General features: G+C 42.3%; 31 protein-coding genes and 1 pseudogene. 28 read left to right on the top strand and 4 right to left on the bottom strand.

The annotated features are described in order from the left end of the window. Nucleotide 1 precedes the first annotated feature (1 nt). From ISX45_RS07370 to ISX45_RS07320, 11 genes are all read left to right on the top strand, one after another. Nucleotides 2–196 carry a hypothetical protein gene (locus tag ISX45_RS07370; RefSeq protein WP_181556279.1) on the top strand — a complete coding sequence of 65 codons (195 nt, stop codon included), beginning with the start codon at nucleotides 2–4 and terminating at the stop codon, nucleotides 194–196. After that, on the top strand, nucleotides 189–452 hold the full coding sequence (locus ISX45_RS07365; RefSeq protein WP_181556278.1) for a YpbS family protein: 264 nt from the start codon (nucleotides 189–191) through the stop codon (nucleotides 450–452). The genes ISX45_RS07370 and ISX45_RS07365 overlap by 8 nt, the downstream gene beginning before the upstream one ends. An 11-nt stretch (nucleotides 453–463) precedes the next feature. Further along, on the top strand, nucleotides 464–1300 hold the full coding sequence (locus ISX45_RS07360) for a sulfurtransferase (RefSeq protein ID WP_194520387.1): 837 nt from the start codon (nucleotides 464–466) through the stop codon (nucleotides 1298–1300). Nucleotides 1301–1363: 63 nt separating this feature from the next. Further along, nucleotides 1364–1504, top strand: a complete 141-nt coding sequence (locus ISX45_RS07355; protein WP_015864064.1) for a hypothetical protein — start codon at nucleotides 1364–1366, stop codon at nucleotides 1502–1504. 89 nt (nucleotides 1505–1593) lie between these two features. Beyond that, the gene (locus ISX45_RS07350; RefSeq protein WP_194520386.1) at nucleotides 1594–2106 is read left to right on the top strand and encodes a TlpA disulfide reductase family protein; all 513 of its coding nucleotides are present in this window, start codon (nucleotides 1594–1596) and stop codon (nucleotides 2104–2106) included. 115 nt (nucleotides 2107–2221) lie between these two features. Next, a complete protein-coding gene (locus ISX45_RS07345; RefSeq protein WP_181556275.1) occupies nucleotides 2222–2353 on the top strand; it encodes an FbpB family small basic protein in 132 nt (43 codons plus the stop codon). 55 nt (nucleotides 2354–2408) lie between these two features. Then, nucleotides 2409–2552 carry an acid-soluble spore protein N gene (locus tag ISX45_RS07340; RefSeq protein ID WP_017437393.1) on the top strand — a complete coding sequence of 48 codons (144 nt, stop codon included), beginning with the start codon at nucleotides 2409–2411 and terminating at the stop codon, nucleotides 2550–2552. A gap of 74 nt (nucleotides 2553–2626) precedes the next feature. Further along, nucleotides 2627–2860, top strand: coding sequence for a small acid-soluble spore protein Tlp (gene tlp / locus ISX45_RS07335; protein WP_194520385.1), 234 nt, complete (start codon nucleotides 2627–2629; stop codon nucleotides 2858–2860). Between the two features lie 150 nt (nucleotides 2861–3010). Next, nucleotides 3011–3427, top strand: a complete 417-nt coding sequence (locus ISX45_RS07330; RefSeq protein WP_194520645.1) for an acyl-CoA thioesterase — start codon at nucleotides 3011–3013, stop codon at nucleotides 3425–3427. A gap of 10 nt (nucleotides 3428–3437) precedes the next feature. After that, nucleotides 3438–3740, top strand: a complete 303-nt coding sequence (locus ISX45_RS07325) for a hypothetical protein (RefSeq protein ID WP_181556273.1) — start codon at nucleotides 3438–3440, stop codon at nucleotides 3738–3740. Between the two features lie 17 nt (nucleotides 3741–3757). Further along, complete coding sequence (locus tag ISX45_RS07320) at nucleotides 3758–4162, top strand: hotdog fold thioesterase (RefSeq protein ID WP_194520384.1); 405 nt, start codon at nucleotides 3758–3760, stop codon at nucleotides 4160–4162. Nucleotides 4163–4187: 25 nt separating this feature from the next. Here ISX45_RS07320 and ISX45_RS07315 read toward each other — a convergent pair whose 3' ends face one another. After that, nucleotides 4188–4475: a HesB/YadR/YfhF family protein gene (locus ISX45_RS07315; RefSeq protein ID WP_181556271.1), complete on the bottom strand. Its 288-nt coding sequence runs from the start codon at nucleotides 4473–4475 to the stop codon at nucleotides 4188–4190. A gap of 144 nt (nucleotides 4476–4619) precedes the next feature. Between ISX45_RS07315 and ISX45_RS07310 the strand changes: the two genes are divergently transcribed. Then, entirely contained in the window at nucleotides 4620–4757 is a 138-nt protein-coding gene (locus ISX45_RS07310; RefSeq protein ID WP_181556270.1) for a hypothetical protein, read from the top strand. Between the two features lie 266 nt (nucleotides 4758–5023). Further along, the gene (locus ISX45_RS07305; RefSeq protein WP_181556269.1) at nucleotides 5024–5962 is read left to right on the top strand and encodes a magnesium transporter CorA family protein; all 939 of its coding nucleotides are present in this window, start codon (nucleotides 5024–5026) and stop codon (nucleotides 5960–5962) included. Nucleotides 5963–5990: 28 nt separating this feature from the next. Here the strand turns inward: ISX45_RS07305 and ISX45_RS07300 are convergent, their stop codons facing one another. After that, nucleotides 5991–6587 (bottom strand): DUF502 domain-containing protein, encoded by a 597-nt coding sequence (locus ISX45_RS07300; protein WP_181556268.1) that lies wholly within the window; start codon nucleotides 6585–6587, stop codon nucleotides 5991–5993. Between the two features lie 179 nt (nucleotides 6588–6766). Here ISX45_RS07300 and ISX45_RS07295 point away from each other — a divergent pair, with 179 nt between their 5' ends. The 13 genes and pseudogenes from ISX45_RS07295 to ISX45_RS07240 all read left to right on the top strand — a co-directional run bounded on the left by ISX45_RS07295 (nucleotide 6767) and on the right by ISX45_RS07240 (nucleotide 19720). Beyond that, a complete protein-coding gene (locus tag ISX45_RS07295; RefSeq protein ID WP_194520383.1) occupies nucleotides 6767–8206 on the top strand; it encodes an NAD(P)/FAD-dependent oxidoreductase in 1440 nt (479 codons plus the stop codon). Between the two features lie 125 nt (nucleotides 8207–8331). After that, complete coding sequence (bioB, locus tag ISX45_RS07290) at nucleotides 8332–9327, top strand: biotin synthase BioB (RefSeq protein WP_181556266.1); 996 nt, start codon at nucleotides 8332–8334, stop codon at nucleotides 9325–9327. A 125-nt stretch (nucleotides 9328–9452) separates the two neighbouring features. Then, on the top strand, nucleotides 9453–10361 hold the full coding sequence (locus tag ISX45_RS07285) for an NAD(P)/FAD-dependent oxidoreductase (protein WP_181556351.1): 909 nt from the start codon (nucleotides 9453–9455) through the stop codon (nucleotides 10359–10361). A gap of 549 nt (nucleotides 10362–10910) precedes the next feature. Then, a complete protein-coding gene (locus tag ISX45_RS07280; protein WP_194520382.1) occupies nucleotides 10911–12281 on the top strand; it encodes an aspartate aminotransferase family protein in 1371 nt (456 codons plus the stop codon). Beyond that, the gene (locus ISX45_RS07275) at nucleotides 12265–12966 is read left to right on the top strand and encodes a CoA transferase subunit A (RefSeq protein WP_181556264.1); all 702 of its coding nucleotides are present in this window, start codon (nucleotides 12265–12267) and stop codon (nucleotides 12964–12966) included. The genes ISX45_RS07280 and ISX45_RS07275 overlap by 17 nt, the downstream gene beginning before the upstream one ends. Next, the gene (locus ISX45_RS07270; RefSeq protein WP_373367411.1) at nucleotides 12951–13607 is read left to right on the top strand and encodes a 3-oxoacid CoA-transferase subunit B; all 657 of its coding nucleotides are present in this window, start codon (nucleotides 12951–12953) and stop codon (nucleotides 13605–13607) included. The genes ISX45_RS07275 and ISX45_RS07270 overlap by 16 nt, the downstream gene beginning before the upstream one ends. A gap of 15 nt (nucleotides 13608–13622) precedes the next feature. Continuing rightward, complete coding sequence (locus ISX45_RS07265) at nucleotides 13623–14909, top strand: peptidase (protein ID WP_194520381.1); 1287 nt, start codon at nucleotides 13623–13625, stop codon at nucleotides 14907–14909. A 225-nt stretch (nucleotides 14910–15134) separates the two neighbouring features. Further along, nucleotides 15135–15298 (top strand): annotated as a pseudogene (locus tag ISX45_RS20400) (aminotransferase class III-fold pyridoxal phosphate-dependent enzyme); the annotation flags it as partial. 774 nt (nucleotides 15299–16072) lie between these two features. Continuing rightward, nucleotides 16073–16909, top strand: coding sequence for a putative beta-lysine N-acetyltransferase (ablB, locus tag ISX45_RS07260; protein ID WP_228485664.1), 837 nt, complete (start codon nucleotides 16073–16075; stop codon nucleotides 16907–16909). Between the two features lie 69 nt (nucleotides 16910–16978). After that, a complete protein-coding gene (kamA, locus tag ISX45_RS07255; protein WP_194520380.1) occupies nucleotides 16979–18385 on the top strand; it encodes a lysine 2,3-aminomutase in 1407 nt (468 codons plus the stop codon). Continuing rightward, a complete protein-coding gene (locus ISX45_RS07250) occupies nucleotides 18385–18654 on the top strand; it encodes a YokU family protein (RefSeq protein ID WP_194520643.1) in 270 nt (89 codons plus the stop codon). Before kamA ends, ISX45_RS07250 begins: the two co-directional genes overlap by 1 nt. Nucleotides 18655–18724: 70 nt before the next feature. Beyond that, the gene (locus tag ISX45_RS07245) at nucleotides 18725–18943 is read left to right on the top strand and encodes a YozE family protein (protein WP_181556236.1); all 219 of its coding nucleotides are present in this window, start codon (nucleotides 18725–18727) and stop codon (nucleotides 18941–18943) included. A 138-nt stretch (nucleotides 18944–19081) separates the two neighbouring features. After that, the gene (locus ISX45_RS07240; protein WP_181556235.1) at nucleotides 19082–19720 is read left to right on the top strand and encodes a hypothetical protein; all 639 of its coding nucleotides are present in this window, start codon (nucleotides 19082–19084) and stop codon (nucleotides 19718–19720) included. On the opposite strand, the gene ISX45_RS07235 is transcribed toward ISX45_RS07240, so the two are convergent. After that, the gene (locus ISX45_RS07235) at nucleotides 19712–19858 is read right to left on the bottom strand and encodes a hypothetical protein (RefSeq protein ID WP_181556234.1); all 147 of its coding nucleotides are present in this window, start codon (nucleotides 19856–19858) and stop codon (nucleotides 19712–19714) included. The genes ISX45_RS07240 and ISX45_RS07235 overlap by 9 nt on opposite strands. Before the next feature lie 132 nt (nucleotides 19859–19990). On the opposite strand from ISX45_RS07235, the gene ISX45_RS07230 reads away from it, so the two are divergent. Next, nucleotides 19991–20167, top strand: a complete 177-nt coding sequence (locus ISX45_RS07230) for a YozD family protein (protein WP_181556233.1) — start codon at nucleotides 19991–19993, stop codon at nucleotides 20165–20167. Between the two features lie 20 nt (nucleotides 20168–20187). On the opposite strand, the gene ISX45_RS07225 is transcribed toward ISX45_RS07230, so the two are convergent. After that, nucleotides 20188–21327 (bottom strand): DUF2515 domain-containing protein, encoded by a 1140-nt coding sequence (locus ISX45_RS07225; protein WP_181556232.1) that lies wholly within the window; start codon nucleotides 21325–21327, stop codon nucleotides 20188–20190. 91 nt (nucleotides 21328–21418) lie between these two features. Here ISX45_RS07225 and ISX45_RS07220 point away from each other — a divergent pair, with 91 nt between their 5' ends. Next, complete coding sequence (locus ISX45_RS07220; RefSeq protein WP_181556231.1) at nucleotides 21419–21607, top strand: hypothetical protein; 189 nt, start codon at nucleotides 21419–21421, stop codon at nucleotides 21605–21607. The last annotated feature ends 2 nt before the right edge of the window (nucleotides 21608–21609 follow it).

Below are 21609 nucleotides of genomic sequence, written 5' to 3'. Positions count from 1 at the left end.
GATGAGCCGTTTTCATGCTTGCGCTACATGTATTCATTACGGCATTCGCAAAAGCGACCAAGGTCTTTATACGTATTGCCAGCGGCTTGGTTATGAAACAAAACCGTATTACCAATTTCGCTGTTGGACGCCAAAGCCACACGTTCAAGCATTAATGGAAAAAGAGCAACAACGAAAGGAGAACCAAAATGAGTGAAGTTCATCAAGCGATTACCGCACATTCACAGAAACAACATGCGATCGTCAAGCAATTTTTACAGCTTGAGGCGAAACGAGAACAATATATTGACGAGGCAGTAGCGCTTTGCCAAAACGGTCAACCGTTTACGGTTGAAAAAATTAATGAAATAACCAAACAAATGAACGAGCTTGCCAAACAAGGCATCGTTCCACAGCGAAAATATGTCACCGTCGACATGGTTAAAGAATATGTCAAACGGCTAAAAAAGTGAGGGGAAACAAAATGAATTATATTGTCTCGCACGAATGGCTGGCTGAGCGCTTGCACGATGACAATGTGCGTATCATTGATTGCCGTTTTTACCTTGGGGATGCCTCCCGTGGAATTAACGAATACATCCGCGATCATATCCCGGGTGCCTTATACTTTGATTTAGAGAAGGATTTATCAGGGCCTGTTCAAGAACATGGGGGGCGGCATCCGCTCCCATCCATCGACGATCTTGTGACGAAACTATCGTCAGCCGGAATTGATGGAACGATGACCGTCGTTGCGTATGATGAACAAGATGGTGCCATGGCTGCTCGTTTTTGGTGGCTGCTTCGCTATCTTGGGCACGAGCGGGTATACGTATTAGACGGGGGCTATACAAGATGGAAAGAAGCAGGCTACTCAACAACATCAGACATCATCACAGTGAAAAAACGTTCCTTTCTTCCTGCCCTTCAACCATCTCTTTTGGCGACTGTAGACGACGTACGGCATGCAGTTCATGAATCCTCAGCTATTTTAATCGATTCGCGCGAACGAAAGCGTTATTTAGGCATCGAAGAACCGATTGACCGAATCGCTGGCCATATCCCGGGAGCACAAAACATCTTTTGGCGCGAAAGTGTCACGAGCGAGGGAAAGTGGAAACAACCGAGCGAACAAGAAAAACGGTTTGCTTCTTTCCGAAAGAAAGATCCGATCATTGTGTATTGCGGTTCAGGTGTAACAGCCTGCCCGAATGTTCTCGCCCTGTATGAAGCTGGATATACGAACGTGCGCTTATATGTCGGAAGCTGGAGTGATTGGATTTCTTATCCTGACAACCCTATCGCCACAGGAGAAAAATAACAGCATATTTTTTTGTGATTCACTGAGACTATCCATATACCCTTTTGTAAAGGAGTGAATCATGTGGGACGAACAAAGCTTGGAAATGCTAACGCACAACGCAACAATAACGCAAAACAAAAAAACGGTTTTAACAATGAATTCGCTTCATATGCTGAGGTTGAAGCGAAAAAAATGAAAAATGAACATAAAAATATTCGTTAACGAACAAAGGCTGGTCGTTTTGACAGCCTTTTCTCTTTTTTTCATGCTCTTTTTATGATTAAATAAAACATAGTGGGAGGGAAAAGGAAATGAAAAAACTAGTAGCGATCATATTGCTGCTTGGCCTCACTGGGTACGGAATTTGGCAGGCGCTCGCGGCAGGGCAAAGCAAGGAAGTAGGTCTTTCGGTTCGGGATACCGCACCCGATTTCGCTTTGAAAACCATCGACGGCCAATCGATTCACTTATCCGATTTTCGTGGCAAGCCGGTTATCGTTAACTTTTGGACAACTTGGTGTCCACCTTGTCGTGAAGAAATGCCAGCAATGCAGAAATTTTACCAAGAATACAAAAACGAGGTTCAATTGTTAGCCGTTCATTTAACATCGCAAGACGAACGTCAAAAAGTGGAACCTTTTATCCAAAAATATGGAATCACTTTTCCGGTTGTGCTTGACGAGAAAGGGAAAATATTGAAGTTATATAACATTCAAACGCTCCCAACATCTTATCTCATTGACTCTAATGGCGTCATTCGCAAAAAAATCGTCGGCCCGATGACATACAAACAAATGGTGGAAATTACAGCTAAACTCCGCTAACGAAAGCATCTGTCCGCATGGAAGATGCTTTTTTTATTTTTTGAAAAGTTGTAATAAATTTTATCTATTTTGGTAATTACTAAAATTATAATAAGTAGAGAGGGAGGGCGCGAACATGAGAAAAATCCGGAAGTTTACATTTGAAGAACTCGTTATGGAAAACAAACGCCAATTATTAAATGACGAAAAAGCAATGGAAAAAATTGAACAGAAACTTGAAGAGCGTATTTTGGAAAAAGCAGAATAAGCCATGTATAGCATAAAACGAAGCGGATAGACTAGATGGTGAGGAGGCGAGGTACATGAGTAATCCGAAAGGAAGCCGTAAGCATTTCGTCCCGAACCATCTAGGCACCCAACCTCGTGCCGCTGGAGGAAATAAAGGGAAACAAATGCAAGATCAATCTGGACAACACGCCCAAGTCATTCAGACAAAGGGTGAGTAACCTTTTGTTAACATAATATAATTATTAGAAATTAAAAATAAGAAGTAAACATCGATTTTGAAGGAGGAACGACGATGGCTTACCAGCGACCGAATCCAGACGACCGTAGCGATAATGTCGAAAAATTACAAGACATGGTGCAAAATACGATAGAAAATATTGAGAAAGCACATGAAACGATGCAGTTTTCTTCACCGGAAGAACGTGAACAAATTGCTGCAAAAAACAAACGACGTGAAGAAGCCATCGCTGCTATGCGTGCGGAAATTAAAGACGAAGCAGCGTCACGCGAAAACAGTTATCAATAACAAATTTGTGAAAGCCATAAAATATAGCATACCGGGGTTATCCTGTTTACAGGGTAACTCTTTTTTATTGTTGGCTTTCTGGATTAGTGTGATAAGATATAAAAGTGATACATTTGTATGGAAAAGTGAGGATAACGGAGGTGAACAATGATGAAAATTGCTGAAAAGCAAATCGAAGTCCGTTATGCAGAAACGGATCAAATGGGAGTAGTATATCATGCCAACTATCTTATTTGGATGGAAGTGGGGCGAACAGAGTTAATTAAACAGTTAGGATTTCATTATGCTGATATGGAAAAAGAAGGGATTATTTCTCCTGTGATTGACCTTCACGTTTCCTATAAAAAGCCGCTTCATTATGGGGAAACGGCCACCATTAAAACATGGATTGAGGCATATGACGGAATTCGTGTAACATATGGATACGAAATTTTTACTCCTGACGGCGAGCTTGCTGTAACTGGAAGATCGCAACATGTTTGTGTCAAGCGCGATTCATTTCGCCCAATTGTAATTCGCAAATATTTTCCAGACTGGCACGAAGCTTATGAACGGGCGAAAAAGTAAGGTGATACATATGGCATTTGGCATTCGCAAGCAGGAATTAGATGCATGGAAAGAGAAAGTACAAAATGGTGAAATTGCTTTTCTCACCCATTTTTGGTATGATCCCCGATTTCCCGAGTATACGACAGTGACGAAAGTGGGCTGTGGCGATGTAAACAAGCTGGCTGCATGGGGGATAAAATATGGATTACGAAAAGAATGGATCCATCAGCGCAATTCGTTTCCTCATTTTGATTTATTAGGGGAGAAACAAAAAAACATTTTACAACAAGAAGGACTAATCGACCATATTGAACGATTTCACTTACGGTAAACGAAGGGAAGAGGAAAATGAATGTAAAAGAAATGGCAAAAGGCACATTGCTGGAGGCGTTAGGTATTGAGATTACCGAATTAGCGGAAGGACACATTGTCGCGACAATGCCGGTCGACCATCGCACCCATCAACCATTCGGCTTGCTTCATGGCGGCGCTTCTGTGGCGTTAGCGGAAACGGTTGCAAGCATTGGTGCCTATGCACTTGTCAATCATGAAACGGAAAGTGTCGTTGGCCTTGAAATTAATGCGAATCACATTCGTGCTGTACGAAGCGGCATCGTCACCGCTACAGGAACGGTTCTTCACCGCGGCAAAACGACGATGGTATGGGACATTAAAATCGTTGACGAACAGCAAAGACTCGTCTGTGTTTCCCGCTGTACGATTGCCGTAATTAAAAAGAAAGCTAGCTCTTAAATCGGATGAGCTAGCTCCTTCTATGTTATTGGACTAAAAACACCGGTTCGTTTGCTTGTTCGTTAAAATCGACGATTAAATCGTGGTTGTCAAAATACCATATATCATTATCCTCGATAAAAAAGGTTACCCCATCCACCGTCGTTTGCGCCTTCGGATGAATAGGAGTTTCTTTCGTAATTCCGAGAGAAAAACCTTTTTGCACGGTGCCGCATCCGCCATAACGGGCAAAAAAGCGAACAAAATCACCTTCGTGCAAATCTAACTCTTCTTTGTACCACTCAAATGCTTTTGGTTTAATGACAATTTCCATTTGTATACCCTCCTTATCCCTTATTATAAGTTAATGAGCAGCAATATGTAAAAATATTCATGAACATCTCATGACATTTTTGACTAAATCATTCCATTTTTACATAAAGTAAAGATATGGACAACGAAAAGGGAGGGCGGCAATATGGACAAAAAGTCAACGTTTCGTTTAAGCTACGAATCCGATGGTGTGATGGGAAAGCGAGAGTCAAAACAGCCATCCGCAAAAAAAGAGAAAAAAAATCAACACGATTTTTTTAACACAACGCAATCGAGTGAATAAAGTAGCCAGTAGGCTGCTTTTTCTTTTGAAAAACACTATACAAATCATCGTTTCGACGTTATTATTAATCGAGGATAGAAATTTTTGTGAAAGGAGTGACGTTTTCGTCTATGAGTAGTCGAAGTTCGGCTGAACCAGAACCGGAATATAGCGGGGAAGTCGCGTCTTCTTTTCCGATGAACGAGCTACTCATCATTCGAAAACGAGCTCCGTTCGGAAAGGAAGAATGACAAACTTCCTCGCGTCGAAAAGGAGGAAGTGTTCATATGATGAAAATGTATTTATCAAACGCAAATGGAAAAATCGAAGAAATTCATGAAGTAAAAAATGGGTGCTGGATTAATCTTGTCGCTCCGACGGAAGAGGAAATTCGGTATATTGCCAATCATCTCGATATTCCGATCGATTCTATCAAAGATGCACTGGATGATGAGGAACGGTCGCGTGTCGAAAAAGAAGACAATCATGTGCTAATTATCGTCGATATTCCGATTATCACTCATGATGAAGTCGATGGCCCGATTTATGAAACGATTCCGATCGGTATGATTATTACAAACACGTGCTTTATTACGGTTTGTCTTCAAGAAAACCCGATTTTTGAAGAATTTTCCAATAATAAAATTAAAAACTTCTATACGTTTATGAAAACGAGATTTGCGCTGCAAATGCTTTATATGATTTCGACGTATTATTTGCGCTATTTAAAACAAATTAACCGGAGAACAAGCGAAATCGAAAAAGAATTGCACCAGTCCATGAAAAATAAAGAATTGTTTTCGTTATTAAGCATGGAAAAAAGCTTAGTGTATTTTATGACTTCACTGAAGGCAAACAATATTGTGATGGAACGACTTATGCGCCTCAATTATTTACGCATGTACGAAGATGATCAAGACTTGCTGCAGGATGTCATTATCGAAAATAAACAAGCGATTGAAATGGCCGAAGTTTACAGCAGCATTTTAAGCGGGATGATGGACGCATTTGCTTCTGTCATCTCGAATAACTTAAACATCGTTATGAAATTTTTAACAGCAATTACAATCGTCATCTCCTTGCCGACAATGGTCGCTAGTTTTTACGGCATGAACGTGCCGATTCCTTATCAGCATTCTCCGTATGCGTTTATGGTCGCGATGCTGCTTGCGGCTTTGCTTTCGAGTGTAACGGCATTTATCTTTTGGAAAAAGCGATATTTCTAGAGAAGAATTATGTTAAATGGGCTTCCCGCTATTTTCGGGACAGCCCATTATTTTTTACAGATGTCATTCCTCCGGAAAGAACGAACTTCATCGCTTCTTCCGGTTTCATATCAATGACTTCAACTTGTTGTTTCGGAACTAAAACGGTAATCCCAGCGACTTGGAACGTTTGCGGAATATAGACAGCGACGTGATCTTTAAACGGATGGAATAAGTTTTCGACTTCCTCCGATGTAATAAAGCCGATGCATTTCATTCCCGTATTTGGCAACTCCACGAGCACAACTTTAGAAAACGACCGTTTTTCTCCAACAAATGAGGCGACTGTATCTTTAATGACGGAATAGACAGTTTTCATAAGCGGAATGCTTTCCAACAGACGGTCAATCAGTTTAATCACACGTCCGCTAATGTATTGCGTCGATAACCAGCCGAGAACAGTAATCAGAACAATCGTACATAAAATGCCGATTCCCGGTATGTACGCATCGTGAAGATACGGTTTGACATATCTTCCAAGCAATCCGTCAAAAAACGTAAATACTTTATAAAATACGTAGATGGCTAAAATAATCGGCACAATCGTTAGTACGCCGTTTAAAAAGTTTTTAACAAGGAACTTCATAATCTCACACCCTCTCTTTTTTGTACTCTACAAACTTATCAAGTTTTTTGATGAAACACAAGTTTGAAAACACGAACATTTTATGATGTTTTTTGTGTAAAAGTTCGTTTTGGTATTGACGGGAGTTGTTATGCTTGGTATAGTTACAGATGGAAAACGATAAGGTGGGGGATGCATATATGAAAACACATTATGATGTCATTGTTGTCGGCGCAGGGCCGGCAGGAATTTTTACTTGTTATGAACTTACGTTAAAACTTCCAGGAGCTAACGTGTTACTAATTGATAAAGGACACGATATTTATAAACGAAATTGCCCGATTCTTCAGAAAAAGATCGAGAAATGCCCACCGCCAGCAGGAAAAAAAGATTATGCTGGCTGTGTACCGGCCTGTTCCATTACAAACGGTTTTGGAGGAGCAGGAGCGTATTCAGATGGAAAATTTAATATTACAAGCGAATTCGGCGGTTGGATGACCGATTATTTGCCAGCTTCTACCGTGATTGAACTCATCAAATATGTCGATTCAATTAACTTGAAGCATGGGGCGACCGAATCGATTACCGATCCGATGACGGAGAAAGTGAAAGAAATCGAGCGTCGTGCCTACGCCGCAGGACTTAAACTGTTGCGCGCCTATGTTCGCCATTTAGGAACAGAGCAAAACTTAGAAATTTTAAAAAGCATTTATGAATATTTACATAAACGGATTGACATGCGCTTTCAAACAGAGGTTGAAGATATTGTGACGGAAAAAGAGAATGATCGCCATCGCGTAATTGGTGTCATTCTAAAAAACGGTGCAGTCCTTACGGCTGATAAAGTCGTCATTGCTCCGGGAAGAGATGGCTCTGTATGGCTGACAAAAGTATTAAAAAAACGTCGTCTACGCATGATCAATAACCAAGTCGATATCGGCGTGCGCGTCGAAACATCGAACATTGTCATGGAAGAAATTAATGAACATTTGTATGAAGGAAAGTTTATTTTTAACACGTCGGTGGGCACCCAAGTGCGCACGTTTTGCAGCAACCCATCGGGACACGTTGTCGTCGAAAATCATTCTGGCATTATGCTTGCCAATGGTCATGCGTATAAAGATCCGAAGCTTGGCAGCAACAACACGAACTTTGCGCTATTAGTGTCGCATAAGTTCTCTGAGCCATTCGATAAACCTAATGAATACGCTCACGAAATCTCTCGCCTTGCCAACGCGCTATCTAACGGCGGAATCATTGTGCAAAAGTACGGTGATATTTTAAAAGGAAGACGTTCAACTGAGAAGAGAATTAAAGAAGGATTTATTGAACCGACATTGAAAGAGGCCGTTCCCGGCGATTTAGGTCTCGTTTTACCATACAATACAATGAAAAGCTTAATTGAAATGACCGAAGCGCTGAACCATGTTACTCCGGGGCTTGCTTCCGAGCATACGCTCTTTTATGGAGTCGAAGCGAAATTTTATTCCGCTCGCCCGAAGTTGAATGACCGTTTTGAAACAGAAATTTCCGGACTTTACGTCGGTGGAGACGGTGCGGGCATTACGCGCGGTCTTGCCCAAGCAGGCGCCTGTGGGGTATGGATTGCACGCGACATTGTCGAAAAATTAACGAAATAAAAGGATGGGAAGTCTGCTCATCCTTTTTATCTTTAGTAATAGTTAACTACATTTTTATTTTAGTTGACAATTTATCGCTCGTTGCCATACGATAAATGTAATCACATGGAAAGGGGAGAGGACATATGCAAAATTGGTTAGCATTAGCTGACCGTGTTCTTGCGGGAGAAGAAATCACGAACGAAGAAGCAGAAGCGATTTTAGACTGTCCGGATGAAGAACTGCTCGTGTTGCTACAAGGAGCATACAACATTCGCCGTGCCTATTTTGGCAACAAAGTAAAATTAAACATGATCATTAACGCGAAATCGGGGCTTTGTCCGGAAAACTGCGGATATTGTGCGCAATCATCCGTGTCCACAGCACCTGTTAAAACGTACAAAATGGTCGATAAAGAAACGCTCATTCGCGGAGCGGAAGAAGCGTCTCGCCTTCGCGTCGGAACATACTGTATTGTTGCAAGTGGCCGCGGTCCAAGCGAAAAAGAAATCGATACCGTCATTTCGGCCGTAAAAGAAATTAAAGAACGTTTCGGACTCAAAATTTGCGCGTGTTTGGGGATTTTAAAACCAGAACAGGCCGTGCGGTTAAAAGAAGCGGGTGTCGACCGTTATAACCACAACATTAACACGTCCAAAGAGCATCATCCGAACATCACGACATCACATACATATGACGATCGTGTCAAAACGGTGGAAACGGTCAAACAAGCCGGCATTTCTCCGTGTTCCGGCGTCATTATCGGCATGAAAGAAACAAAGCAAGATATTATTAATATGGCGCGCAGTTTAAAAGCGCTTGATGCCGATTCAATTCCTGTCAATTTTTTGCATGCGATCGACGGAACACCGCTTGCGGGCACAGACGAGCTTGATCCGCGTTACTGTTTGAAAGTGTTAGCGCTGTTTCGCTATATTAATCCGACAAAAGAAATTCGTATCTCTGGCGGACGTGAGGTTAATTTACGCTCCTTGCAACCGTTCGGATTATATGCGGCTAATTCGATTTTCGTTGGTGATTACTTAACAACGGAAGGTCAAGAAAAATCGGAAGACTATCGCATGTTAGAAGATCTTGGTTTTGAGATCGACTTCGCAGGAGAACAACAACCTGTTTGTTAATATTGGTTTAGAGGGCTGTCTCTCTCGTTGGAGACAGCTTTTTTCGTTCAATTATGAATGAAACAAAACAAGTAAACTACACTAAGAAAGAATAATACATACTAGGAGTTGAAACAATGGAACGAATATATGAATGCATTATTGTCGGCGGTGGTATTGCTGGATTGCAAGCAGCCATTCAGCTAGGACGTTATCGTCATCATGTTCTTGTGATTGACGCACACAACGGCCGCTCAAACCTTTGTCGCGCTTATCATAACTTGCTTGGCTGGCCAGATGGTGTAAGCGGCGAAACATTGCGCACGCTCGGAAGAAAACAGGCGGAACGATTGAATATTCAGTTTGCTGACGATGAAGTCATTGCCGCAAAAAAGAAAGAGAAGAAGTTTTTATTGTTCGGAAGAAGCGGACAAACGTACGAAGCAGAACGGATTTTATTGGCAACAGGAGTGAAAGACCGCATTCCGCCTATTGATAACCTCGTTCCGTGTTTAGGAACAAGCATTTACGTCTGTCCTGATTGTGATGGGTATGAAGTAACGAACAAAAAAGTCATTGTGTTAGGGGCAGGGACGGCAGGAGCGAATATGGCGAAGACGTTACTGTACTGGACCAATGATATTACGTATGTCAACCATGATGGAGAAGAACTTTCCCTTGACTTACAACAGCAGTTATCCCAACAAGGTATTCATTATGTGCGTGAACCGATTCAATCCGTTTTAGTGACAGAAGGGCCATTTTTTTGTGGTGTTCGTCTGCAAAATGGAACTGTACTTACCGGAGAACGGGGATTTATTGCGTTTGGAAATAATCAAGTTAACACGGAATTAGCAAAACAACTTGGGGTTGAGCGATTAGAAAACAAGCATATCCCAACAGACGCCCGAACGAAACAAACAAATGTAAAAAATATTTGGGCTGCTGGTGACATCGGCGTTCATTCTGAACAAGTAGCAATTGCGATGGGAGAAGGAGTGCAGGCGGCCATTTGGATTCATAAAAGCATTATGGCAGAGAAAAAAGCGACGTAAATCCGTCGCTTTTTGATGTTTTTCGTAAGAACTGCTCCGGTGTTCAGCCGCTCGGAGGCAAATAACCTTTTTCAAGAACTTCTGGCAAATAGAGAACATTTGTCCATCGCGGGAGACAGGATGGTGACATTCCGCCGTTTGCCACAGGATGTGGAATTTTTTAGGGATAGGGGGTGCTTGAGCTTTTTTCGTTTTCAAATTGAAACTATTTGTCTATTTCGGTAATAAGGCTTGATTTCCCTTTCCCTATCGTCTAGCTCGGCTCCCGACACTTGTTAGTTAGAAAAATCATTTTCTGCTGTCAAAATGCAATCATTTTTCGTCGGAAGAATATGTTCTTTCATCCTTAGGAAGAGATTTCTTATTGTCCCTATCTCTTTTGTGACAAATGATCTTTCATTTCCAAAGTGAAACAAAGCAGCGATTTCTTGCTTCAAGAGAATTTCCTTTGCAGCTAGACGTTCGGTTTCGCTTTTCTTTTCATGAAAAAGTTTTTTGCAGCATACTATTTCACTACAAGGGGGGAGTGAAGGAAAGGGGGAGAAAGTGATGGCATCTGCGTATTTAATTAAGCCTCACCTTCATCGGACGTATCCGATAGTGCAATACGGCAAAGGCATATACCTTTATGATACAGATGGAAAAAAATATATAGACGGCTGTTCAGGGGCGGTCACCGCCAATCTCGGTCATGGGGTACAAGAAATCATTGATGCGATGAACGAACAAGCGAAAAAAGTGGCGTTTGTATATCGTTCGCAGTTTACGAGCGAAGCGGCGGAAGCGCTTGCAGAAAAATTAAACAAACACATTTCTCGACACACACACTACTGGACGTTCTTGGTGAATAGTGGTTCTGAAGCAACGGAGACGGCGATGAAAATCGCGATTCAATATTGGCAAGAGCAAGGCATAAACGGGAAAAACAAAATTTTATCGCGTTGGTTAAGTTATCACGGCATTACGCTCGGGGCGCTTTCCATGTCCGGTCATCCTACACGAAGGGTGCGCTTTGTCCCTCTATTAGAAGAGTTTCCATCCGTTTCTCCGCCCTATTGTTATCGTTGTCCTTATCATTGTACGTATCCATCTTGTCGGTTACGCTGTGCGGATGAACTAGAAGAAGCGATTATTCGCATTGGGGCTGAGCATATTGCTGCTTTTATCGCCGAGCCCATTGTCGGGGCGGCTGGGGCAGCGATCACCCCACCTGATGAATATTACAAACGCATTCGTAATATTTGTGATCGCCATAATATTTTATTTATCGCTGATGAAGTCATGACTGGACTCGGTCGAACGGGAAAAATGTTTGCGTTGGAACATTGGAATGTAGAGGCGGATATTGTAACGCTTGGAAAAGGATTAGGGGCGGGATATACACCGATCGCGGCAACGTTAGCAAGCGAACGTGTTATGGAGCCGATTTTACATGGATCCGGCGTTGTGATGAGCGGCCATACGTTAAGTGCCAATCCGTTATCGGCAGCGACAGCGCTAGCCGTTCTTGAATTTATTGAAAGGCATCAACTTGTCCAAAACGCAAACAAAATCGGGGGCTATTTGCTTGAACAACTACGTTCGTTACAAGCGAGCTTTGGCTGGATTGGCGATATTCGCGGAAAGGGATTATTGATTGGAATGGAATTTGTCCATCCTAAAACGAAAGAAATGATTCCTAGTTCCCTTGCGTTTACCGATATGGTTGTCACCATCGCACAGAAAAACGGATTGCTCGTCTATCCGTCCGCTTCAGGGAACGGAAAAGACGGAGCAGCGATCATCATTGCTCCACCGTTAACGATGAATCAAGAAGAAGCGGCGGAATTCGTTGATCTGCTTACACGTTCCTTTGTAGAAATTGATCATGACCTTCCAACGTGGATGAAAGGAAAGGATCATCATGACAATGGTCAGTAACGAGTATGGAAAAATCATCACCATTGAACAAGCGGTTGAGATGATCGACGATGGTTGTTCGTTAATGGTTGGAGGGTTTGGGGGCATTGGTTCTCCGCCATCCCTCCTTCAGGCGATTATCGATAAAGGGGTACAACAGATTACCTTAATTTGCAATGATACGGCGTTTCCTCATATCGGCGTCGGTCCGCTAGTGGCTCAAGGGAGGATAAAAAAAGCGGTTGTTTCACATATTGGCTCCAATCCTATTGCAGGACAATTGCTGCACGAAGGAAAAATGGAGGTCGAATTTTCTCCGCAAGGCATTCTGATTGAGCGAATTCGCGCAGGCGGGGCAGGGTTAGGCGGCATTCTTGTCGATATTGGGGTTGGCCACGAATGGTTAGCCAAAGGGAAACCAACCGTCGATATCGACGGAAATCGCTATCTGCTTGAGCGGCCTTTAACCGCGGACATTTCTCTCGTTTATGCGAAAAAGGCTGATCCGTTTGGAAATTTAATTTACGATAAAAGCGCTCGCAACACGAATCCATTAGTGGCGATGGCCGGGCGCATAACGATTGCGGAAGTAGAAGAAATCGTGCCACTCGGAGAATTGGATCCTGAGGAAATTGTTACGCCTGGTATTTTTGTAACGTATATTGTGCAAAGCAATGGGGTGGACTGGAAATGGATATGGGAGTAAGGGAACGAATCGCTAAGCGTGCGGCACAAGAACTAATAGACGGAATGGTCGTCAACCTTGGCATTGGCATTCCGTCACTCATTCCTAATTTTTTACCAGAAGAAAGAAGAATCATCTTTCAAGCGGAAAACGGCATCCTTGGCATTGGAAAAAGTCCAAAAAAAGGTGAAGAGGATGCTCATCTATGCAATGCTGGAGGATATCCCATTACTGTGGTAGAAGGGGCGTCGTACTTTGATAGCGCGACAGCATTTGCGATGATTCGTAAAGGGCTTATTGATGTGACTGTCTTAGGCGGTTTACAGGTGAGTGAACGAGGAGATTTAGCGAACTGGATGGTTCCTGGAAAACGTGTACCGGGAGTCGGCGGGGCGATGGAACTGGCTCAAAAAACAAAAAAAGTGATTGTCGTGATGAGCCATGTCAATAAAGACGGTGAACCGAAAATTGTGCAGCAATGCTCGTTGCCTCTGACCGCTTGGCGTTGCGTCGATCTCATCATTACCGATATGGCCGTCATCGAAGTAACGGATGAAGGACTTTTATTAAAAGAAGTGATGGCTCCGTATGATGTAGAAGATGTGATTTCATGCACTGCTGCTCGCCTGAAAATGGCAAGTGCGATAAAGCGGATTGAATAGAAAGGGGATAGGAGAGTGGAACATCCACAACAATTGCTTCATCACTGGTTTTTACAGCAGCGTAAATCAGGCATTGAGCTGTTAAGGCGTCTTGTTCAAGAAGCGAGTACACAAGGGAACGAAGCAACTGCTCAAGCGCTCATTATTGAAAAGTGCCGTCAATTACAGTTGGAACTCGATATATGGGAGCCTAATTACGACGAGTTGAAACACCATCCTTATTTCGTGGCTTCGCGTTCTGATTTCGCGAATAGCCCGAACGTTGTAGCTGTATGGAAAGGAACAGGTGGGGGCCGCTCGCTCATTTTAAATAGTCATATTGATGTCGTGCCGGAGGGAGATCCCAATCAATGGAAAGCAGAACCATATAGCGGCATAGTCAAAGATGGAAAAGTATATGGTCGCGGCGCTTCCGATATGAAAGGAGGAACAGTATCTCTTCTTTTGGCCATTGAGGCAATTCAGTCGCTTGGCATTCGGTTGAAGGGAGATGTTATTTTTCAAAGCGTGATTGAAGAAGAAAGCGGCGGAACAGGGACACTCGCGGCGATTTTGCGAGGGTATCGAGCAGATGGAGCGATTATTCCAGAACCAACTAACATGAAAATTTTCCCAAAACAACAAGGATCGCTGTGGTTTCGCCTCACCGTTCAGGGGAAATCAGCGCATGGTGGCACTCGCTATGAAGGAGTCAGCGCGCTAGAAAAGGCGTGGGTTGTCTTTGAGAGCGTACGACAGCTGGAGGCAGAGCGAAACACTCGAATTCATGATCCGCTATATCAAAACATTCCAATCCCTATTCCGATCAATATTGGCACGGTTAACGGAGGAACGTGGCCTTCCTCTGTACCGGATTGCGTCATTCTCGAAGGAAGAATGGGGATTGCTCCGAACGAGACAGTAGAGCATGCCAAACAGGAGATGGAAGAAACGATTTGCTCGCTCAATGAACGCGACAAGTGGTTTCGGGCCCATCCCGTTCAACTCGAATGGTTCGGCGCCCAATGGTTACCAAGTTCTATTGATGATACGCATCCGCTCATGAATGCGATGATGGATGTCTATCGCCGTGTGAAAGGAGAAGATCCGATCATTGAAGCTTCTCCGTGGGGAACAGATGGCGGGTTGTTAACTCAGGTCGGGGCGATTCCGACCATTGTGTTTGGTCCGGGAACAACAGCGGTGGCTCATTATCCGAATGAGTATATTGAAATCGACCGTATGTTTGATGTAGCAGAAATGATTGCGTTACTCATACTTGATTGGTGTGAAATCGCACAAGCGGGCAGAAGAAAATTATGAGTCGTTCATTTATTAATTGAGAACAGAAATTCCGGGTCCGAAAGCAAAATAATGTTTACAAAGGAAACCGCGGCACGTTCTGCACGGGCTGCTTAATACGATACTGACGTTTGTTTCAAAGGACGATGTTGACGGGGAATGTGTTCATCGATTTTGCCGGAACCATCGGGACATTAAAGTGAAACGTCGGCTACTGCGATAATTGAACAAGTCAAAGCGTATCTTCACATGATGTACGAACCGTATGCGCGCTAGCAGAAAAATGAAACGAGATTGTGCCGATTGATGGGGAAAAGAAAACGTTTTTCCTGAATAGCGGAGCGAAAGCGGTAGAAAACACGATAAAAATCGCCAGAAAATATACGGGACGAAGAGCTATCCTTTCGTTTGCTTCCTTAGGCGCATATATATGGCGATATCGCTAACAAGACATGGGTTTGGCCTATTCGTTATAAATTGGCCGTATCCATAGGATTATCGCACGCCGGTATCAGAAGGAATGATAGAACGTGGTGTTGCCAGCAAAATCGCAGCAGAAGTGCCGGCGAAAGGGGCTGTGTAACAATTTTTGAACCTGTCCCAAGGAGACAGAGGAATTCAAGCCGGGTTTGCCTGAACAGGAAAACTATTTACGACGGCGTTATGCCTCATTTAATGACAATGTCGAAATCGATTGCCGCTAGTGTGCCGATTAGTACCGTAGACAGGGAAAGAAGACATCATGGAGGCTCCAAACGTCACGGACTATATGACAGAAATGCACTCGATTGTATCACTGCGTTAAAAGTGATTGAAATGGTTGAATAAAAAACTTGACAAAAATGACATCATGGACTATATGGTAAAATGGGAAAACGCACTTGATTTTGTCGGTGATGCGATTGTACTTGAGGCATGTGCGTGATCGAAACCGTCAAAAGCAAACAATCAAAACAGTCTGATCTGGAGCGAACGAAACGGCTATTAACAACGATTTATCCAAAAGGTGTTGTCATCTTAGGCGTTGGATGATACAGTGGTGTCATTCGTTTATTACCTCCGCTTGTCATGAAATGGCGAACAAGTAACAGAGAGACTTGATGTCATCGGAGAAGCGCTTATCGAAAAAGCCTAACGACATCCGTTAGGCTTTTACTTTCTAGCCCAGTGTAGAAAGGAGAGAAATGATGAACAATCATGTCATCCGAGATGAGACATTTGTGGCACACGTGATTTTTGATGATATAAATGAGCGTATACGAGTAGAAGACTATCGCGGAGATGTTCAAAGATGTATTAGGTATCTCAAACAAATCGATCGGCAAAAATATAGTAAAGTTATTGTGAAGGCGCGGCAGGAGCATGTCCCTCTTTTTATTGAAAACGGATTCAATTATGAAGGATGGATTGAAGGGTACTTTAGAGGAAGTCATGCCCATTTTCTCACCTTTTATTTCCAGATGGAACGAAAAATGAGTCGACATTGGTGTATGGAAGATCAAGTGCTCGAAGCTGTTCAAACGAAACAACGAACGGTTTTATCGTCTTTACCGAACGGCTATCGATTTCGGAAAGCAACCGTAACGGATGCAAACGAATTATCCAACCTTTATCGTACAGTATTTGCGATTTATCCCGCTCCTTTACATGATGTCAGCTATGTCGAAAAAATATTAAAAGAAGGAGCGATGTTTTATGTAATCGAACATGATGGAACGATTGTGAGTGCTGCTTCCGCCGAAATCAACCGCACTTACTATAATGCCGAACTTACAGATTGCGTAACGCTGCCGGATCATCGTCAGCACGGATTGATCAAATATTTATTACAACAGCTGGAAGCTGATCTGAAACATCAACAAATTTTTTGCGCATACTCTTTAGCGCGCGCTCAATCATACGGAATGAATGCAGCGTTTCATCAACTAGGCTATCGATATAGCGGACGATTGGCGAATAACTGTTATATTTTTGAAAACTTAGAAGATATGAATATTTGGGTAAAGGATTTATCGCAGTGAGTGTGTAGTTACCAATCTTCCCCTATTTGCATGTAATATTACTACACGATGAAAAGGGAGGATGAATGGATGACATCATTATATCGTCCAAAACGTCATTGGAAGGAAATTGAGCTTTGGAAAGATGTTACTGAGGAGCAATGGAATGATTGGCTCTGGCAATTAACGAATACCATTCGCACGCTCGATGACCTGAAAAAGGTCATTCACCTTACACCGGAAGAGGAAGAAGGAGTCAAAATATCAGCAAAAACGATCCCGCTTAACATTACCCCTTATTATGCTTCATTAATGAATCCGGACGATCCGCGCTGTCCGATTCGTATGCAGTCTGTTCCAACGGCAAACGAGCAATATAAAACAAAGTATGACTTAGAAGACCCCCTTCATGAAGATGAGGATTCGCCTGTTCCGGGACTGACACACCGCTATCCTGACCGAGTTCTCTTTTTAATTACGAACCAATGCTCTATGTACTGCCGCTACTGTACAAGGCGGAGATTTTCCGGGCAGATTGGCATGGGAGTGCCAAAAAAACAATTGGATACGGCCATTGATTATATTGCCCAAACCCCACAAGTACGCGACGTCCTGCTGTCCGGCGGTGATGCGTTATTAGTCAACGATCAAATTTTGGAATATATTTTGAAAAAACTGCGCGCTATTCCTCATGTAGAAATCATCCGCATTGGAACAAGAGCTCCCGTTGTATTCCCGCAACGCATTACCGAAAACTTATGTAACATTTTAAAGAAATATCATCCAATTTGGCTGAATACCCATTTTAATACATCCATCGAAATTACAGAAGAATCGAAACGAGCATGTGAAATGTTAGTCGATGCAGGTGTTCCTGTTGGCAACCAAGCGGTCATTCTTGCTGGCATTAACGATAGTGTGGCTATTATGAAAAAGCTCATGCACGATTTAGTAAAAATGCGCGTACGTCCGTATTATATTTATCAATGTGATTTATCGGAAGGCATTAGTCATTTCCGGGCACCGGTGGCAAAGGGTCTGGAAATTATTGAGGGATTGCGCGGACATACGTCGGGCTACGCAGTACCAACGTTTGTCGTCGACGCTCCGGGTGGCGGTGGAAAAATAGCTTTACAACCGAATTATCTTATTTCGCAAACACCGGAAAAGGTCATTTTGCGCAACTACGAAGGGGTCATTGCCTCATATCCAGAACCGACCGGATATGTACCAAACCGAGCGGAAGCGTATTTCAAAGAAATCTTCCCGAACTTAGATGACAAACGCTCGACGACAGGAATCGCAGCAATTATCAATGAAACAAAGTTTTCTATCATTCCAGAGAAGCTAGAACGTATTGAACGCCGAAAAATATATGAAGCGGACCCGAATCATAAATCATTAAAGGATTTGCGTGAAAAACGAGATGAACTGAAAGAGAAAAAATATCAAACAATGTTGAAGAAATGGAGTGAAACGGAGGAGAAAAATCAATGATGACTTGCCTTTGGTGCACATCTTCACGCGTCACCGCCACGTTGCAAACCGTTTACTGGGAGCTTCCTGACGGCTTTCGAGCGATCGAAATTACCGATACACCAAGCGTTTCATGCGCCGAGTGCGGAATGATATATCAAGAAGAGGATATTGTAGAAAACATTGAAGACCAATTATTCCTCATCGATACAGCGCGCCTAAATAAAACGATCAGTTACGATGAACTTATGCAAAAGCCGCGGCGACTGAAACGAAATTATTTTAAGTAAAATCGCTTCACAAAAACGAAAAAACTCATTACAATGACAAAAAAGAGGAATAGAAAGAGGATGAGGAGAAATGGCACGTTCGTTTTACCACTATTTGCTCAAATTTCGTGATGGCAAAAAAGAAGATCCGTTTGTTCGATTTGCCAATGGAGTCTATCATGATCACGGATTTCCAAAAGAGTCAACCGATTATGATGAAATTAGCCGCTATTTAGAGCTAAACGGAGATTATTTAGAAAGCATGACGATATTTGATGAAGCATGGGAACAGTTTTTACAAGAGGCTTGAGCGTTCGTTATGAGCGCTCTTTTTTTGAAAACGCTATCATATTAATATTGTGTGATTGACATTCGTGACATACAACGGTGTCCACTCATTTGTATTTGCATATAATTTATTATCAATCTTTCGAACGGGGGGAGACAAATGGGTGGCCCAAAACAGCCAAAATTTTCGCTTGGTGATGTCGTTGTCAATACGTTGTACGGGACAGTTGGGACGATTACGGATATTCAACAAGTTGATGGAGCGTTTTTATACGAAATTAATCATAGCCATAGCTTATTTATGGAGCATACATTAGTCTTATTATCTGAATTTACTGGTGATTTATGGATTACAGAAGAAATTGAAATTGAATTGCCGTTTTTCTTAGGAGAAATTGTTCGGGTGAAAGATTATGGACATGATTTATTTAAAATTATTGGAGTGCGTACGGAAATTTATCGTTATCAAGATGGAGGATGGGAGGAAATTATATACGAACTAAAGCGATTATTTGATGGACTAGAGATTGAGGCCAATATCGACGATGTGATTTCACTTACCGATTATGAAGAAACATCAGTGATTATTTTGCAGGATGTCATTTTGTCAGCTATAGTAAAACCCCATGCGTTATCGTCTCCTCAACAAGAAAAAATCGAATCGATTGATGGCTTACTCGATTTGTATAACGACTATAAACGATTATACGAATGGTTTGGCGATGAACAATACAAACATGTAATGGAACTCGTATTAAATCATTTACATGGGCGTGCGGACAAAAAAGAGCTACCATAGTAAAAACTGAATCCATACGTAAATGAAATACGGGATTCCAAGGAAAACGATAAGAGCAAACAGCATGTTTAAGACCGTTTCCATTATTTTATCGATAATGTCATCGAAAGTAGAATGCTTGTCCAATAGCCGATTCATGATAACTCCCCCTCGTTTTTTGCTATTTCCAATGTATGAATGAACATCACCTCCTATTACATACAGAATAAAAAATTCTTTTGACATAAAACGGTATCGGCCTACATAATACATTACAAAGGGGGCGATATTGTGAAAGAAATAGAGGTTGTCATTGACACGGAAGAAATTGCAGAATTCTTTTACAATGAACTCATTCGCCGCGGATTTGTCCCGTCGCGAATCGAACTCGAAGAGCTTGCCGACATTACGTTTGATTACTTAATTGAAAAATGCATTATCGATGAAGAATTCGAGGTAGAAGAATAGAGGAGAAACGACGAGTAGAGCTACTCGTCGTTTTTTAGTTTTTTCATCGCAGCCGCAGCTTGTAATTCAACGAGATGATGGGAATAGGTTGTTGTCATATCTCCGTCGATGACAAACGGAATGTTCTTAATAGCTTTTACAATCGTTACATCCTCGAACCAATCGCGACGGTCTGGAAAGTGGTGAACGATGTCTGGCCATGCATCTTCAAGACACGGACTGTAGATGGTTGATATGTGTCGGGTGTTTGTGGAAGAAAAGGCATGTGGCCAAAAATCAGCGCGCGAACCGGTATGTTCACAGTGCACAGCAAAACGGTAGGCGCGTTTTATTAACCATGGTTTATAAAATAACATTCCATAAAGAGTTTTGCCGATGTGAATGCGGTGATGCACATCTGCAAAATCGCGAATCGTGATTCCAGCAAGCCGGACCTGTTTCGTCGTTTTATACGGAATGAGAACATCATTCATCCCAAGCCATTGCTGAACCAAAAATGGCAATGTAGAAAGCACGTGTTTTTGGAAAAATTCATCTTCAACGACCCTCTGCTGAATATACTGTTGTTCATTAATAATGAGAGCCACGGTTAATAGAGCGGAATGTCTTGCTTCGAAAAAATAATCCCAAAACGGTTTCATAAAAGAAGAAACAAAAAAGCACGGCAACAAGTGAAACAATGGTTTCTTCCTTCGCTTGCTTTCTTCGTATAATAGAAGCTGCGGATAAGCGTCATGAAAAATAAGAGCATTGGCTCGTTCTAAAAACAAAAAAAGCGGTTCAATTTGTTTGGGTGGAATGAGATTAGGAATGAGGTCCCCTTTTAAATCGGTCATATTCCAGCCGCCGTTACGGGAGACAATATGCGCTAAAAACGCCCAATGTACTTCAGGACAGCGTTGAAAAAACGCGAGATACGCGCGTGTACGCGTCACATTGTTGCGGTTAAGCTCTTTCGTTTTCTGTTGAATGGCTGCGACGATATCCTTTTCTTCTTCGGTCATTGTCTCGACTGTATGGGGGTGGGAGGCTTCCCATCGCTGTGAAAGCTGTTTTACTATGTGAGGGGAAGCGGTGCGAATCGTTCGCCGATACAGCCAATAACGATACAGCGATTGAAACGGATGAGTTATTTGATATACAAAATCATTCCATGACATCTATGATTCTCCTCCAAAAATATGATTGCTTTTGAAACTTACGTGTCGTTGTTCCGTATATATAAGTAATCTGTGATAAAGGAGAGATTTTATGTTAAAAAAACTTATTAAAGCGATTTTAAAAGAAAAATCCCATCATCATTATCATAAAGCGCATTATAGTAGCAGCGACCACTATCCGAAATATCACAACCATATTCATCCTTCCCACTACGGTCACGGACATTATAAAAAGAAGCACCATAGCGGCAGTTTCTTTTCAAGCTTTTTCGGTAGTTAATG

Origin of the sequence: Thermaerobacillus caldiproteolyticus (genome assembly GCF_015326725.1) — a bacterium.
GTDB lineage: Bacteria > Bacillota > Bacilli > Bacillales > Anoxybacillaceae > Thermaerobacillus > Thermaerobacillus caldiproteolyticus.
The sequence above is the reverse complement of the archived record's forward strand: the minus strand, read 5'-3'. Positions and strand labels throughout refer to the sequence as shown.